Annotated in this window: 16 protein-coding genes and 1 pseudogene; 3 read left to right on the top strand and 14 right to left on the bottom strand. The window is 64.9% G+C overall.

Going from position 1 to position 14603, the window contains the following annotated elements; translation table 11 throughout:
• From E0E00_RS03285 to E0E00_RS03265, 5 genes are all read right to left on the bottom strand, one after another.
• Positions 1 to 828 (bottom strand): WG repeat-containing protein (locus E0E00_RS03285; protein WP_130811161.1); only part of this gene is annotated, 828 nt, incomplete at its 3' end.
• A 24-nt stretch (positions 829 to 852) separates the two neighbouring features.
• The gene (locus E0E00_RS03280) at positions 853 to 1725 is read right to left on the bottom strand and encodes a WG repeat-containing protein (RefSeq protein WP_130811160.1); all 873 of its coding nucleotides are present in this window, start codon (positions 1723 to 1725) and stop codon (positions 853 to 855) included.
• Positions 1726 to 1744: 19 nt separating this feature from the next.
• Positions 1745 to 3595: a hypothetical protein gene (locus tag E0E00_RS03275; RefSeq protein WP_130811159.1), complete on the bottom strand. Its 1851-nt coding sequence runs from the start codon at positions 3593 to 3595 to the stop codon at positions 1745 to 1747.
• Positions 3596 to 3608: 13 nt separating this feature from the next.
• Positions 3609 to 3866 carry a hypothetical protein gene (locus E0E00_RS03270; RefSeq protein WP_130811158.1) on the bottom strand — a complete coding sequence of 86 codons (258 nt, stop codon included), beginning with the start codon at positions 3864 to 3866 and terminating at the stop codon, positions 3609 to 3611.
• Entirely contained in the window at positions 3856 to 4275 is a 420-nt protein-coding gene (locus tag E0E00_RS03265; protein WP_130811157.1) for a hypothetical protein, read from the bottom strand. The genes E0E00_RS03270 and E0E00_RS03265 overlap by 11 nt, the downstream gene beginning before the upstream one ends.
• A 76-nt stretch (positions 4276 to 4351) precedes the next feature.
• On the opposite strand from E0E00_RS03265, the gene E0E00_RS03260 reads away from it, so the two are divergent.
• The gene (locus E0E00_RS03260; RefSeq protein WP_130811156.1) at positions 4352 to 4681 is read left to right on the top strand and encodes a hypothetical protein; all 330 of its coding nucleotides are present in this window, start codon (positions 4352 to 4354) and stop codon (positions 4679 to 4681) included.
• Positions 4682 to 4776: 95 nt separating this feature from the next.
• Here E0E00_RS03260 and E0E00_RS14905 read toward each other — a convergent pair whose 3' ends face one another.
• The 9 genes and pseudogenes from E0E00_RS14905 to E0E00_RS03220 form a co-directional block, all read right to left on the bottom strand.
• Positions 4777 to 5532 (bottom strand): ABC transporter ATP-binding protein, encoded by a 756-nt coding sequence (locus tag E0E00_RS14905; protein ID WP_242622155.1) that lies wholly within the window; start codon positions 5530 to 5532, stop codon positions 4777 to 4779.
• Between the two features lie 48 nt (positions 5533 to 5580).
• Positions 5581 to 6480 (bottom strand): annotated as a pseudogene (locus tag E0E00_RS14900) (ABC transporter ATP-binding protein); the annotation flags it as partial.
• A gap of 10 nt (positions 6481 to 6490) precedes the next feature.
• A complete protein-coding gene (locus E0E00_RS03250; RefSeq protein WP_130811155.1) occupies positions 6491 to 7669 on the bottom strand; it encodes an ABC transporter ATP-binding protein in 1179 nt (392 codons plus the stop codon).
• Between the two features lie 76 nt (positions 7670 to 7745).
• On the bottom strand, positions 7746 to 8213 hold the full coding sequence (locus E0E00_RS03245; RefSeq protein ID WP_130811154.1) for a MarR family winged helix-turn-helix transcriptional regulator: 468 nt from the start codon (positions 8211 to 8213) through the stop codon (positions 7746 to 7748).
• Positions 8214 to 8293: 80 nt separating this feature from the next.
• Positions 8294 to 8770 carry an Rrf2 family transcriptional regulator gene (locus tag E0E00_RS03240; RefSeq protein WP_130811153.1) on the bottom strand — a complete coding sequence of 159 codons (477 nt, stop codon included), beginning with the start codon at positions 8768 to 8770 and terminating at the stop codon, positions 8294 to 8296.
• Positions 8771 to 8778: 8 nt separating this feature from the next.
• Positions 8779 to 9759 carry an alcohol dehydrogenase catalytic domain-containing protein gene (locus E0E00_RS03235; RefSeq protein ID WP_242622111.1) on the bottom strand — a complete coding sequence of 327 codons (981 nt, stop codon included), beginning with the start codon at positions 9757 to 9759 and terminating at the stop codon, positions 8779 to 8781.
• Between the two features lie 20 nt (positions 9760 to 9779).
• Entirely contained in the window at positions 9780 to 10610 is an 831-nt protein-coding gene (locus E0E00_RS03230; RefSeq protein ID WP_130811152.1) for an ABC transporter ATP-binding protein, read from the bottom strand.
• The gene (locus E0E00_RS03225; protein WP_130811151.1) at positions 10610 to 12151 is read right to left on the bottom strand and encodes a glycine betaine ABC transporter substrate-binding protein; all 1542 of its coding nucleotides are present in this window, start codon (positions 12149 to 12151) and stop codon (positions 10610 to 10612) included. Before E0E00_RS03225 ends, E0E00_RS03230 begins: the two co-directional genes overlap by 1 nt.
• A complete protein-coding gene (locus tag E0E00_RS03220) occupies positions 12152 to 12763 on the bottom strand; it encodes a 4Fe-4S binding protein (RefSeq protein WP_130811150.1) in 612 nt (203 codons plus the stop codon).
• Positions 12764 to 12892: 129 nt separating this feature from the next.
• Between E0E00_RS03220 and E0E00_RS03215 the strand changes: the two genes are divergently transcribed.
• Entirely contained in the window at positions 12893 to 13699 is an 807-nt protein-coding gene (locus E0E00_RS03215) for a protein-ADP-ribose hydrolase (protein WP_242622110.1), read from the top strand.
• Positions 13641 to 14522 carry a Sir2 silent information regulator family NAD-dependent deacetylase gene (locus tag E0E00_RS03210; protein ID WP_130811149.1) on the top strand — a complete coding sequence of 294 codons (882 nt, stop codon included), beginning with the start codon at positions 13641 to 13643 and terminating at the stop codon, positions 14520 to 14522. Before E0E00_RS03215 ends, E0E00_RS03210 begins: the two co-directional genes overlap by 59 nt.
• The last annotated feature ends 81 nt before the right edge of the window (positions 14523 to 14603 follow it).

Below are 14603 nucleotides of genomic sequence, written 5' to 3'. Positions count from 1 at the left end.
CTCGGCGAAGGCCGGCTGCACCACCCAGCCGCCGTCCCAGCCGACGTAGCCCCAGAGTCCCGTGTCGGCGTCCTTGGCGGCCAGGACGCCCGCGTCGAAGGCGACGACCAGGTCTGCGTAGGCGGGCCCGACGACCCACCCGCCGCCCGCGTCGACGACGCCGCAGAGCCCCGAGCCCTGCGGCCGGGCGAGGAGGTAGTCGGAGTGGCCGTCGGTGGCGAGGTCGGCGAAGGCGGGCTCGAGCGCCCACGTGCCGTCTTCTGCTATGATGCCCCAGAGCCCGCTGGCCGGGTCCTCCCTCGCCTGGGGGCGCGGGCTTCTTCTTCCCTCTAGGATTTCCCCCTTCTCGTTAATCCACGTCGTACGCTCTCTTTCTGCGTCTAGCACAAAGGCAGTGCCGTTTTCGTAGAAGGACCAGGCGTCGGCGTATCGGGGCTCTATGGCCCACTCACCCGACTTCCCGATATACCCCCACAGGCCCGTCTCGGTATCGCAGGCGGGGGCAAGGCCATTCGGTGAGAACCACTTGGCTTCGCTGAAGCACAGCTCGATGGCATAGCCTCCCGAGGAATCCACATAGCCCCACAGGTCCGTCGTCGGATCCTGTACGGCCGCCAGCCCGTTGGAGGCGAAGCCGTACCCGTCGGCGTCGGAGAAGCGGGCCGTGCCCACCCAGTCGCCGCTGGAGTCTATGACGCGCCACCGCGCCCCCTGTTCCGAGGCGCCGGACGGGTCCCCGCCGGCCTCGCAGCCGCAGAGGCAGGCGGCGAGCGCGCCCGCCGCGAGGGAGGCGAGCCCCCTCCTCGTGATGCCGCACGGCCCCCTCATGCGATCCCCCCGTCGTGGCCCAAGCTAGGCCGCCCTGGCCAGCGCGCGCCCGTTGTCGCCCATCCGCGTCGCGTCGGAGAAGGCCGGCTGCACCACCCAGCCGCCGTCCCAGCCGACGTAGCCCCAGAGCCCAGTGTCGGCGTCCTTGGCGGCCAGGACGCCCGCGTCGAAGGCGATGACCAGGTCGGCGAAGGCGGGCCCGACCACCCACCCGCCGCCCGCGTCGACGACGCCGCAGAGCCCCGAGCCCTGCGGCCGGGCGAGGAGGTAGTCGGAGTAGCGGTCGGTCTGCAGGTAGGAGAAGGCAGGCTCGCACAGCCAGTCCCCGCCGGCCGCCGCGATGCCGTACAACCCTGTCCCGTCGTCCTTCCTGGCCCACCGGCGCACGGCAGTGGTGTCTTCGACAACGTTGCCCTCCCCGTCCAGCCAGACGATGTTGTGGCCCGACTCGTCCAGAACCTGCGTCGTGCCGTTGTCGTAGAACGACCAGGCGTCCGCGTATCGGGGCTCTATGGCCCAGGAGCCCGTCTCGTCGACGAACCCCCACAGGCCCGTCCCGTCGTCCTGCGCGGGGGCAAGTCCGTTGGGGGCGAACTCGCGGGCCCTGAGGAACGTCGGCTGGAGGGCCCACCTCCCTGCCTCGTCGACGAAGCCCCACAGGCCCGTCCCGGCGTCCTCGACGGCCGCAAGCCCGTTGGGGGCGAAGCCGTACTCGTCGGCGTCGGAGAATCGGGCCGTGCCCACCCATTCGCCGTTGGAGCCTATGACGCGCCATGCGTCGCCGGGGTCCCCCGCCGGGCTCGCGCCGCATCCCCCGAGTGGGAGGAGGAGGGAGGCGAGCGCGCCCGCCGCGAGGGATGCGAACCCCCTCCTCGTCATGGTGTCGGGCCTCTCCATGTGGCTACCTCCCTGTTACTTAGTACTTAGTAGCTGGATCACTCCAGGCAAGTTTGTCGGGGCTGTTCGCAATCTCGTAATTGGTTGGCTTCGTGTTGGCCCAGCCCTCCAAGGAAGTCATCGAGTATCCACCCTCGGGCTTCGATCGCGCCCAGTCGAGGTAGCTGTCATAGGTGGTACCACCATTGGTGTTGTCGTAGCGATATTGGCTGTATGCATTGGTGAATTTCTGACGATCCCCGTCGTTGGCAAACCCGGGGGCCACGACGTATGCGCCGTCCCCGCTTGCGTCCGAGACGAGCGTGCCGTACTCGTAGAAGCTGTAATGGGCTTCCGTGTCCGCCCGGTCGAGCTCGAAGACGGTGTCTATCGAATGGTTGGCGGCACTTTGCTCTCTGTAGCTTTCGACGGTGCTGGTGACCAGGCTCTTCGCGGTGCCAAGGACGGGAATGCCGTCGAGGATCTTGCCAGAGACCGCGTCGCCGGCGGCTTCAATAAGGCCCTCCCCGGCGGCTTGGTACTCGTTCTTGTAGTTCCTGCCCGCGACGATGTCGCGCATCTCGGAGAACGCGGCGTTGACGTCTGTCGTCGCGGTCATCGCAACGAAGCCACCGTGGGAGTAGAGACTGCCCCCTCCGTCTGCCGGGACTTCCACTTGCCCTCCGTATGTGATCTCCGTGTATATGTATGTGTGCTCCTCGCCCTTGCCGTCTCGAACGGTCTCAGACCTGTTGTGACTCACCTTGATGTTCGGGCCCAGCTCCTTGAGGGCGTCTTCCGCAGTGGTGTACGAGTTGAAGCCCCCGATGCGCGTGTAGGTTCTCCCGCTGGCAAGGAGGCCCGCAGCGGTGCTCGCGAGGAGCCTCTCCGTGTCGCTCAGCGGGGAGTTGGCCTGAAAGGCGGCTGATGTCGTTGCGACGGCATAGGCGGAGAGGAACCCCGCGAGGCCGTCCCGCATGGAGTATCGGACCATATAGATCTCGCTGGGGCTCTGGTAGTTCGAATAGCCGATATGGCGTATCCCTTCGCATGGCCAATAGCCGTCGTTGAGGAACCGCTCGAGCAGCGTGGAGTCGCCCCCGGCGGCCTGGCTGCCCGCTCTCCGGTAGAGCTCCGCGACGGCGGTTGCCTCCCCGTCGGTCCACAGCTCGACGGGCCTGTCGAAGATCCCTCCGAGCGTCCCGTCATCGAGCTCGCCGTTGCTGTACAGGTCCTCGAGGGACTTGACGCTGCTCCCAAGCATGTCCTTGAGCTCGCCGATCCAGCTCGCGTCCGCCGCGCTGGGCCAACCAACGCCGCTCTTGCTGAACTCGGATTCTGATAGGGAGGCTGTGCCCCTGGCCAGCGTGGCGAGCATGTCGGAGCAGGAGCCGGCGCCCTCGTAGATCCCGTTGGTGGTGCTCAGGTAGTCCGCGATCCTGTCGAGCATGTCTTGGGCGGCGATGCGAGCTCGGTCGCACCAGTAGCGCATGAGCGAGAGCCCGGCGCTGAAGCCAGGGTCGTTGCCGTAGGGCGTGCACTCCAGCTCTGCGATCCTGTCGAGCATGTTCTGGGCTTCGTCCCTCTTCCGTACGTACTCGTCCTCGTTGACCTCGGCGACGGCTCCAAAGTTGGACGAGAGCGCGTCCCTGACCGTGTCGTCTGCCGACCTGACCCTCTCGAGGGCCTCTGTGATGCCCGCGTAGAGCACGCTGTAGTTGCTGAGCCGACTGCGTGCTGCGTCCCACGCCTCGGCCGTGAGGTAGGTGTCGTTGCAAAACTCGCTCACCGCCTGTCGACGCTCCGAGCACTCTTCGCCGGCCCTGTCCATCATGGTCGACTTCCTGTCGAGCATCGAGATGAGTTCGGCTGGTCTGATGATTGCCCCCATGCGCCTCTCCTTCTCAGCGGGACATGAGCTCGTCCCAGGCGGCAAAGTCGCCAGCGACGCTGCTGATTGCCGCTGCGTCCAGGTTCACCTCGGTCGCCGCATTTGCCATGAGCGAGCGTATGGCGTCTGCCGTGCTCTTGGCACCTGCGGCGGCGCTCGTGTTGTCGCCGTCGACGCCTCCGACCTCTTCGGCCTCGAAGTCTGTGGTGATGCTGTCCGTATACGACCTGGCGAGGTCCTCGTTCGAGAGCCTCTCGCCGTCACCTGCCATATCGGCTGCCTCCCTGCATCGGGTTGCCCCACCGTCCTGCATCGGGGGCGCTGCGGGCGCCGTTCGCCTCCCGATCGTTGCGTGCCCAGCGGGCAAACTCGCCGTCGACCGACTCCATGCGGTCCTCGATGGAGCGCCTCTCGGCATCGAGCTCCTGCAGCCGCTCGTCACAGCCGTAGGCTATGTCGAGCATGGACTGGTTCACGCCATCCTGCAGCTCAGCCACATTGGCATCCATGTCGGGAATCCCGCGCGTCAGGTAGGCGAACTCGTCTGACCATGCGCACATGTCGCGGCCGATCATCTCCAGGATCTCGTTTCCCTGCTCGGCACGCTCGCGGCTCTTGCGGTTCTGGTCGAGACGATCCTCGAGCGCGAGGCGAGCCCTCCTGTAGTCGTCAACGTTCACCAGACCTCCCCCTCTCGGGCACGTTGCCCCCCATGCCCTCGCCGTCTCGCGGGCAGGCCCGATCGGCGCCGCCCGCGTGCGTCACGTACACTATAGTCCTCTTCGCGCCGCCGATCGCCGAGACCGGCCCGACGGCACGGGGCCCAGCGCGGCGACCGGGCTTGAGGCAGATGCCGCCATCGAGCTTGTGGACGGTCGTTGGGCGGCTCTAGAGGCAGAGACCAGCGAAGCCAGGGTCGGTGGCGGGGTCGCCAGCCTGGGGAGACTGTGCGAGGAATTGATTCCCAACGCCGATGCTCGTGTGCGACCCCCAGAGTTCATGGCGGTGATCACGGGAGTATCGGAGTACGCCCATCTCGTGGAGCAGGGTGTCTGTGCGGTTCCCACACGGGCGCTCACTGCATAGGCGCTCCCCGTACCGTTGGCTGGCAAGCTCGTTATGTCGCGCTGTCGAACTGGCTCAGGTAGAGCTTGGCATAGCGTCCACCGCGTGTCAGCAGTTCATCGTGCGTGCCCTTCTCCTTCACGTCGCCGTCCTCCCATGTAGAGGATGAGGTCGGCGTTGCGGATGGTGGAGAGGCGGTGCGCGATCACGAAGCTCGTGCGACCGCGCATGAGGGTGTCCATGGCCTGCTGCACCTTGAGCTCGGTGCGGGTGTCCACGCTGGAGGTGGCCTCGTCGAGGATCAGCAGTGGCGCATCCTTTACCATGGCGCGTGCGATGGTGATGAGCTGGTGCTGGCCGGCGCTGATGGAGTCGGGTTCCAGCATGGTGTCGTAGCCCTGGGGCAGGCTCTGCACGTAGCCTGTGAGTCCGCAGGCGTCACAGGCGGCGTCCAACTGGGCGTCGGTCACGCCCGGCGTGTCGAACGCGATGTTCTCGCGCAGCGTCCCCTGGAAGAACCAGGTGTCCTGCAGCACCATGGCGAACTGGTCGCGCAGGTTGGCGCGGGTGAGGTCTGCCGTGCTGGTGCCGTCGATGCGTATAGAGCCCCCGTCCACCTCGTAGAACCTCATGAGGAGGTTCACCAGCGTGGTCTTGCCGGCACCGGTGGGGCCCACGATGGCGACCTTCTGGCCGGGCTTTGCGGCCGCGCTGAAGTCGTGGATGATCTCACGTGAGGAATCGTAGCCAAAGCGCACGTGGTCGAACTCCACGTTGCCGGCAGCACGCCCGATATGTGCGGTCTTCTCGGACTCGTCGGACACCTCGTCCTGTGCCAGGAAGTCGAACACACGGTCGGAGGCTGCAGCCATGGTCTGCACCGACGTCGCCGCCTGGGCTATGGTCTGCAGCGGCTGGGTGAACAGGCGGATGTAGATCATGAAGGCCACCACGGTGCCAAAGCTGATGGTGCCCTCCAGTGCTAAGGTGCCACCCACGATGCACACCACCACGTAGGCGAAGTTGCCGATGAAGGTCATGAGGGGCATCATCATGCCGCTGAGGAAGGCGCTCTTCCAGACTGCGTCGTACAGCGTGGCGTTGCGCTGGCGGAAGCGCTGGCGCTCGCCTTGCTGACCATTCATGACCTTCACCACGTCCAGGGCGCCCATGACCTCCTCCACCTGGGAGTCAACGCTGGCGAGCGCCCTCTGCTGGTGGGCAAAGTAGGGCTGCGAGCGCTTGATGACGCCCATGGAGAGCCACATGCCGAGAAGTGCCGTGGCAATGCCCGCCAGAGCCATCTGCCAGTTGGCGGCAAACATCACGATTGCCGCGCCGACCAACTGCGCCACGCCGCTGACCAGCTGCGACACGGACTGGTTGAGGCTCTAGCCCACGGAGTCCACGTCGTTGCTCATGAGCGACAGCGTGTCGCCCTGCGGGGTGGAGTCCAGGTAGCGCAGCGGCAGGCGGTCGATCTTGGCCGTCATGTCGCGACGCATGTCGCGCGTGAGGTCCTGCGTCACGTCGGCCATGATCCGGCCCTGCGCGTAGTTGGCGGCAAAGCCCAGCAGGTAGATGACGGCCAGTATGGCACCCATGCGGCCTATGGTCGTGATGTCGATGGTGCCCCCGATGCCCTGGGTTATGAGGTCGCTGATTTGCCCCAGGCGTCCCGGTCCCATGAGGTTCAGGACGGCGCCGGCAACCGCCAGCACGACGGCAAGCAGCACCACCTTCGCGTACCGGTGGGCGTAGCGGGCCAGCCTGCCGAGCGCTGAGCCGAGGTCGACCTTCTCGCCCGTGCCCACGGGCATCTCTCCTGGCCTAGGCATGTGCAATCTCCTCCTTGGAAAGCTGCGAGCTGACGATCTTCTGGTAGGTGGGGCAGCTCCGCATGAACTCGTCGTGCGTGACCTCGTGCCCCGCGTTGCCGTACGACACGTTGCTGGCGACGGTGCCGGCAAAGAGCGTCGTCGTTTGAGGCACGTAGCCTATGCGCTGGTGCAGCTGCGTTGACGTGTACTCTCGCACGTCGTGGCCGTCTACCAGCACCTGTCCGGAGGTGGCGTCGAACAGCCTGTCCACCAGCTGCACCAGCGTCGTCTTGCCCGAACCGGTGGCGCCGATGAAGGCCACGGTCTGGCCCGGCTCCGCGCGGAAGCTCACGCCGTCCAGGGCGCGGGCACCGTCATCCGGATAGCTAAAGCTGACGTTGCGGAACTCCACGGTGCCCTTCTCGTCCGTGGTTTCGACGCCCGGTCCATCCTGGATCTGCGGCGTGCGCTCGATGACCTCCATCACGCGGCCTGCCGACACCTGCGCCCTGGGATAGAGGATGAACACCATGGATAGCAGCATGAAGCTCATGATGATCTGGATGGCGTAGTTGCTAAAGACAATCATCTGCGAGAAGAGCGTGAGGCCCGAGCCGTCGGTCAGGCCCTGGATGCGCTGGTAGCGCGGCACGGCGATGGACATAGTGACGCCCAGCACGATGCACAGGGTGATGGCTGCCACCACGGTGGCGCAGGTCCACTGCCAGCCGTAGCCCATGATCTTGACGACGGCCCACACCACCATGATGGGAGCCTTGATGATGGCGGAAAGTCCCATGGACACCAGGGTCTGGATCTGCGTGATGTCGTTGGTGCAGCGGTTGACCAGACTGGCGGCGCCCATCTGGTCCACGTCCGCCTTGGAGAGGTCGAGCGCGTGGTCGAACACCTCCTGGCGCAGCGTGGCGGCAAGCCCGGCGGCCACCTTGTTGCCGTAGTAGGTCGCGGCCACGGTGGCCACCATGGAGCTAAGCGCGCAGAGGACCATCATGAGGCCCTGCCACAGGATCGCGTACAGGGAGGAGCCGGCGGTCTCGGCCAGCGTGGTGATGTTGGCCATGTAGTCGGGCAGGGTCAGGTCCAGCCACACCTGCACGACCACGAAGGCCAGGACCACGAGGCACTGCCAGCGCTGCTTCCCGTCAAGGTATCGAAGTGTCTTGAGCACCAGCGCCCCTTCTCGTCGTTTGTAGCTAGTGGTAGAAGTAACAAATAGTAAAAGCTAAATGGGGGAGAAGAGCGTCCTATCGGAACGGCTCGTCCTTCTCGCCTGTGACGGCGTGCGCGATCTTCTGGACGAGGCGAGTCAGCTCCTTCTGCTCGGAGGCGTCGAGCACGGCCATCAGCCGGCTGGTGTTCCGGACGGCCTCGAGGTAGCGCTCCTCGCCGAAGGACCTTCCCAAGGGCGTGATGGTCACGATGACGCCGCGTCGGTCGTCGGGGTTTATGTCGCGTGTGACATAGCCCTTTCGCTGGAGCGCCTTCAAGGTGTTCGCGATGCGCGAGGTGGTCACGTTGAGAGCCTCGGCAAGGTCGGACGGGGCCGCCGAGCCTCCGTGCGACTCCAGGAAGCCCAGCACGCCAATCTCGCCGCGCGACACCTGCGGCGCGTTCGAGAGGCTGCGGCTCTGGATCTGGCCCATCGCACGCGTCACGCGGCCTGCGGGGGAGTTCTCCTCCTGCCACAGCTGCTGCCTGGTCTTCTCGTCCAAGATGCCTCCAACACGAAGTAGTTTTTACTAGAAGATAGTATTGCCAAACATGGATACTTCAGGCGAGACAGACGTGAACTTCACAACGCAACCATCTCTCCCATGGGGCCGCCTGGCAAAGCCTGGCTGGCGGCGAGCAGGCGGACGTCCTTCTCGACGTCTGCCAGGGTGGTGCGCTGCAACTGGTCCTCGAGTGCGTGCTGCGCCGCCTCAAGCCTGCTGTCCAGGGCGGCGTGGATGTTGCCGCCCACAGGGCACTGCGGGCAGGGGCTCTCGTGGAAGTGGAAGAGCGAGTCCGCGTCGCTTTGGTCCACGGCGCGCCACAGGTCCAAGAGCGTTATCTGATCCAGGGGCCTGGCCAGCGTGATGCCGGTCTTGCCCTTGCTTGAGCTGATAATGCCCGCCTGCTTGAGCATGCCCATGATCGTGCGCACCATGACGGGACTCGTGCCGATGCTTCCCGCGAGGAAGGTGCTGGTCACGGGCCTCGTGTCACCAAAGTAGTCTATGGCGCACACCATGTGCGCCGCCATCGTGAGCCTGCTGGTTATCTGCATTCGTTCACCTATTCCGTAACAACAACCTTGCCAAAGCCCTTCGAGCCCTCCAGGAAGCGGTGGGCGTCTGCCATGTGGCCAAGCGAAAAGACCGCTGCGGGTCCGACGTCCACATCCTTCTCCTCCACGTACGAGATGAGTCCGGCAAGCCGTTCTTCATCCACGTTTCCCGAGTAGAAGCTGGTGAGAAAGCCGTTGCTCGGCAGGTCGACGATGGGGTCGAAGTCCTCCATGTACCATACGCCACCCAGCTGGCCTGTGCTGCAGACGATGCCACCCGCAGACACATGGCTGCACGTGTCCCTAAGGGTTGCCGGTCCTACAAGCTCCAGGACACGCTGGTAGGGACGACCCTCCACCTGCAGCGTCCCGTCCAGGTCAAGCACCGTGTCGTCGTATCCGCCCTTGAGCAGCAGGCCTGTGCGCGCCTCGCTGCGGGTGGTGCCCACAAGGTGCAGCCCCGGAGCCATGGAGCGAGCCAGCTTCGCGAACGCCATGCCAACGCCACTGGTTGCGCCGCGTACGAGGACCGTCTGCCCTGCCTCCAGGTGCAGGTTGAGGAGGGAGCCGTAGGCGGTGTAGCAGGTCTCGGGGATGGCCGCGAGAGCTTCCCAAGGGAGGCTCGACTCGATGGGATGGATTTGCTCGTTGGGGAGAAGTGCGTAGTCCGCATAGCTGCCATCGAAGGCGCGGCCCATCTCGCCCATGATGGAGACCACCTTCTGACCCACGGGCAGGCGCAATGGGTCGGTCGTTGCCGCGACCTCGCCCACGCACTCGATTCCGAGGACCCGCGGGAGGCGTACCGAGGGCGAGAGCCCCTGGCGCGTGAACACCTCGGAGTGGTTGAGGCCGCGGGCACGTACGCGCACGAGCGACCATCCCGGCCTCAATGCGGGTACGGGGCGCTGTTCTAGACGCAGGACTTCGGGTCCGCCGGCCTCGTGTACCACGATGGCACGCATAGATTCGGGAATGGAAGTTGCCATCGAAAGACCTCCTCTGATCGTTACCTTGCGAGTGCCGCCCCGGCCCGCGCCGCGCCGCTGTGACCGCAGGCGCACAGCTGGTCATCCGGCAGGTCGCAGGTGTGACGCTGGCGTGAGACCAGCTGCTCGACGAACTCCGTCGCGGGATTCGCCAGAATCTCCTCGGGCGCGCCGTATTGCTGGACCTTGCCGCCGTCGAGCACCAGCACGCGGGTACCCAGGCGCAGCGCCTCGCCGATGTCGTGGGTCACGAACATCACGGTGATGCCGGTCTCGTGGTGAATGCGGGAGATTTCCGCCTGCAGCTGAGCGCGGGTGATCTCGTCCACGGCGCCGAACGGCTCGTCCATCAGAAGGATGTCCGGCGACGCGGCCAGGGCGCGCGCGATGCCCACACGCTGCTGCTGGCCGCCCGAAAGCTCGGACGGGTAGCGCTCCAGCAGGTCGTCGGAGAGCCCCACGATGTCCATCCACTTGCGCACCGCCTTGTGCGTGCGCTCGTGGTCGCGCTTGTTCAGCAGGTTGGGCACGTATGAGATGTTGTCCTCCACCGTCATGTGGGGGAACAAGACGCTGCCCTGGATGGCGTAGCCGATGTTGCGGCGCAGCTGGATGGGGTCTACGTCGCGGACGTTGCGCCCATTGACCAGCACGTCTCCCGAAGTGGGCTCCATCAGCCGGTTTACCATCTTGAGCGCCGTGGTCTTGCCGCTGCCGGAGGAGCCGATCATGGTGACGAACTCGCCCCGGGGGACCTTGAGAGCCAGGTGCTCAAGCACGCTCTTCTCGCCATAGGACTTGCAGATGTCGCGATACTCGATAGCGACGTCGTTGGTCGTCGTGGTGTTCATCAGATCAGTCCCTTCGAGCTGAGAAACTCCTCGGCCACGGTCTTGGGGTCCCTGCCTTCCTCTTCCACCTCATAGTTCATGCGTGCCATGTCCTGCTCGGAGATGGTGCCCTGGAGCTTCTCCAGCACGTCGCGCAGTTCGGGGTGCTGCTGCAACACCTGGTTGCGCACGACGTTGCCGCACTGGTAGGAGGGGAAGAAGCCCTTGTCGTCGGTGAGGACTGTGGCGTCTGCGGTGCTCAGCTTGCCATCGGTGGTAAAGATCACGATGGCATCGACGCTGCCTTGGGCCAGCGCGTCGTACTTGAGGCCGATGTCCATCTGCATGGTGCTGCCAAAGCTCATGCCATAGGTGTTACAGAGGGCATCGTAGCCGTCCTCTCGCTCGAAGAAGTCTGCCTCAGCGCCTAAAGTCAGTTGGTCTGTCACGCGGGCCAGGTCCGAGTAGGTCTTGAGGTCGTACTTCTCGGCGACGTCCTTGCGCACGGCTATGCCATATGTGTTGCCAAAGCCGTACATCCCCACCCAGCTCATGCCAAGGTTTTGGTAGCCTGCCTGCAACTGGTCGAACTCGTCCTCGGAGTAGGTGCCCTCGTTCTTGAGGACCATCGCCCAACCGGTGCCCGTGTACTCCGGGTACAGGTCGAACTGGCCGGATTCCATGGCGGGCTCGATGTTGGAGGTACCGCCACCCACGCCCTCGGTGAGCTCCACCTTGAGGTTGGTGTCGTGCTCGATGAGCATCTTGAGGGCTTCGCCCATCACGTACTGCTCGGTCATGGGCTTGGTGGCCACGTGGATGGTGTCGCTGGCCCCGGCGAGCATCCCCGGTACGGTTACACCCAACGCCACGGCTGCACATGCCGCCGCGGCACCGATGGCCAGCCTACGGTTGGTGCGGCGCGCCTTGGCACCGCGCATCTGCATGAGCTTCTCGACAAAGCCGAGAATGGCATCTACTACCAGGGCAAGCACGGCAATGAGAAGGCTGCCTGCCATGGTCATGGCGGCGTTGTTGGTGGTGATGCCTCGGTAGATGGCCACGCCCAGGCCGCCCGCACCGATGAACGACGCGATGCCGCCAAGCGCGATGGTCATGGTGACCATGTTGCGGATGCCGCTCATGATAACGGGCAGGGCCAGCGGCAGCTGCACGCGCACGAGCGTCTGCATGCGCGTGCCGCCCATGCCCTTGGCGGCCTCCATGATGGCGGGGTCCACGTTGGTCATGCCCGTGTAGGTGGAGCGCACCATGGGCAGCAGCGCGTAGACGGTAAGCGCGATGATGGCCGTCGCGTCACCCACGCCGCTGAAGGGGATGAGAAAGCCCAGCATGCTGATGGACGGGATGGTGTACAGGAAGTTCACGACGGCCAACGTGGGTTTGGCCGCTTTCTGGTACTCGCTGATGAGGATGCCGGCGATGCCGCCAAACACGATGGCGATAAGGATGGCAACCAGGCATATCTCCACGTGCTCCAAGAGCAGGCCCGAGAAGAAGTCCCAGCGTTGGACGAGCAGGTCCCAAGTCTGTGCAAGCATCTATCCTCTTTTCACTATGGCCTGGACGGGGCAGTTCTCGTAGCACAGTCCGCAGTGCAGGCAGTGCTCCTGGGCTATGACGAAGGGCTTGCCCCGGGTGATGCACTGCTGCGGACAGTTGCGTGCGCACGTGCCGCAGCCGATGCAGGCGTCGGTAATCTGGAAGCCCTGCACGTGCACGGACGCGCCTCCCAGCGAGAAGGTCTGACGATAGATGGGGGAGACCCCCAGGTCGAAGATCTCAATGCAGCCATTATCGATCACGAAGGGGTCCAGGACGTAGCGCGACTGGCCGGGATACACGTCGTTCATCGACGGGTTCTGGTCAAAGATGCGGTCGATCCAGGCGTGCGGGTCGTCGGTGACGAAGTGCGCCTCGCCCGCCAGGCGCACCATCTTGTAGTCGCGCGTCATGCCCACGATGGCCACATGCGCCTCGCGCATCAACTGCGCATGGAAGTCCTTGCCGCGCGAGGTGCAGAAGTAAAGCGCACCCTTGCCCACGAGCATCACGTCGATGATGCGGATCTGTGGGTGGCCCTCTGCGTCTACCGTCGCGAACGAGATGTCCCTGATCTCGCGAAGCGTCTGCAGGCAGTCCTGTGCGTCCATTATGGTTCCTCTCCCTTGGCTTACATGTAATATATGTTGTGACATGCAACGTGTCAAGAAGAATTTGACACGTTTGGTAGTATTGCCACAACAAGCACGGCGACAGGTGAATGCGAACGGAGGAATCCGATGGAGAAGGACATGACACAGGACGAGCGGAGGCTCTGGCTCATCCGCGCGTTCTGCAACGAGAGGCGTAGCTGGGGTGCAGACGTTCCCGAGATACCTGCAGACGAGGAGGGCCAGCGCCTGCTGCTGCGGGCCCTCGTGAACATGCGCCCGCCCGAGCCGGCCGACCCCGAGCTGCTGCGTGTGCAGGACGCGTACCTGCGGGAACGCCTGGTCGAGCGCGGCGGGGCCGTAGGCGAGAACGACGTGTCCTTCTCGCCCGAGGGCATCGCCGTGTGGCGCGGCGACATTACCCGGCTTGCGGCGGACGGCATCGTCAACGCGGCCAACAGCCAGATGCTGGGCTGCTTCGTGCCCAACCACCGCTGCATCGACAATGCCATCCACACCTACGCAGGCATCCAGCTGCGACTGGCATGCGCGCGCCAGATGGCCGACCAGGGGCACGAGGAGCCCACCGGCGTCGCGCGCATCACGCCCGGCTACAACCTGCCGGCGGCGCACGTGCTGCATACGGTGGGACCCATCGTGGGAAGCGTGCGTCCGTCGCGGCGGGACCGTGAGCTCTTGGCCAGCTGCTACACGTCCTGCCTGGAGCTGGCGTGCGAGCGGGGGCTTGCCAGCGTGGCGTTCTGCTGCATATCGACAGGGGAGTTCAGCTACCCCAACCGCGATGCGGCGCAGGTGGCCGTAGCCGCGGTGCGCGACTGGAAGAGACAGACCGACAGCCAGATGAGGGTGATATTTGATGTATTCAAGCCAGTGGACCACGACATCTACCGGGAGCTTCTCGGAGTGCGTGGATAGGATTGCGGATGCGGTGCGCGGTGCCGACGCCGTGCTGGTGGGTGCCGGTGCAGGCCTCTCGGCTGCGGCGGGCTTCTCGTACGCAGGGAAGCGCTTCGACGACAACTTCGCGGACTTCCGCGCCGCATATGGCATAACGGACATGTACGTGGGCGGCTTCTATCCCTTCCCGGACCAGGAGACCTATTGGGCCTGGTGGAGCCATATGATCTGGCTCAACCGCTATGTCTGTCCCGTGGGTCAGCCCTACCAGGCCTTGGTGCAGATGCTGCACAGCCGCGACTACTTTGTGCTGACCACCAACGTGGACCACCAGTTCCAGCGCGCGGGAATCGAGCGCGACCGCCTGTTCTACACGCAGGGCGACTACGACCTGCTGCAGTGCTCCAAGCCCTGCCACCAAGCCACCTACGACAACGAGGACATCGTCTGCCAGATGGTGGAGCGGCAGCGCGACCTGCGCGTGCCTACGGAGCTGGTGCCGCGCTGCCCGCGTTGCGGCGAGCCCATGGTGCCCAACCTGCGCTGCGACGACGCCTTCGTGGAGGACGAGGGCTGGCATGCCGCGGCCCGGCGCTACGACGCGTTCCTACACAGACACCGCCGCGACCGCCTGGTGCTTCTGGAGGTGGGCGTGGGCGGCAACACCCCGGGCATCGTCAAGTACCCGTTCTGGCGCATGGCATCCCAGAACCGCCACGCCACGTACGTGCAGCTCAACAGGGGAGAGATGCTCGCCCCCGCCGAGCTGGGCGAGAAGAGCATCATCCTGGACTGCGACGCCGTCCAGGCGCTCTCTGCCGTCCGTGAGCGGCTGGGGTAGGACCTCCAGGTCATTTCTTGCCATACCCTTGTTAGTGGGACGAAAATGATAAAATATCGATAAGATAACGATACGTCAGGA

The sequence above is a fragment of the Olsenella sp. Marseille-P4559 genome (assembly GCF_900605015.1).
GTDB lineage: Bacteria > Actinomycetota > Coriobacteriia > Coriobacteriales > Atopobiaceae > Tractidigestivibacter.
Note: the sequence above shows the minus strand (reverse complement) of the source record. Positions and strands in the feature narration are given on the sequence as shown.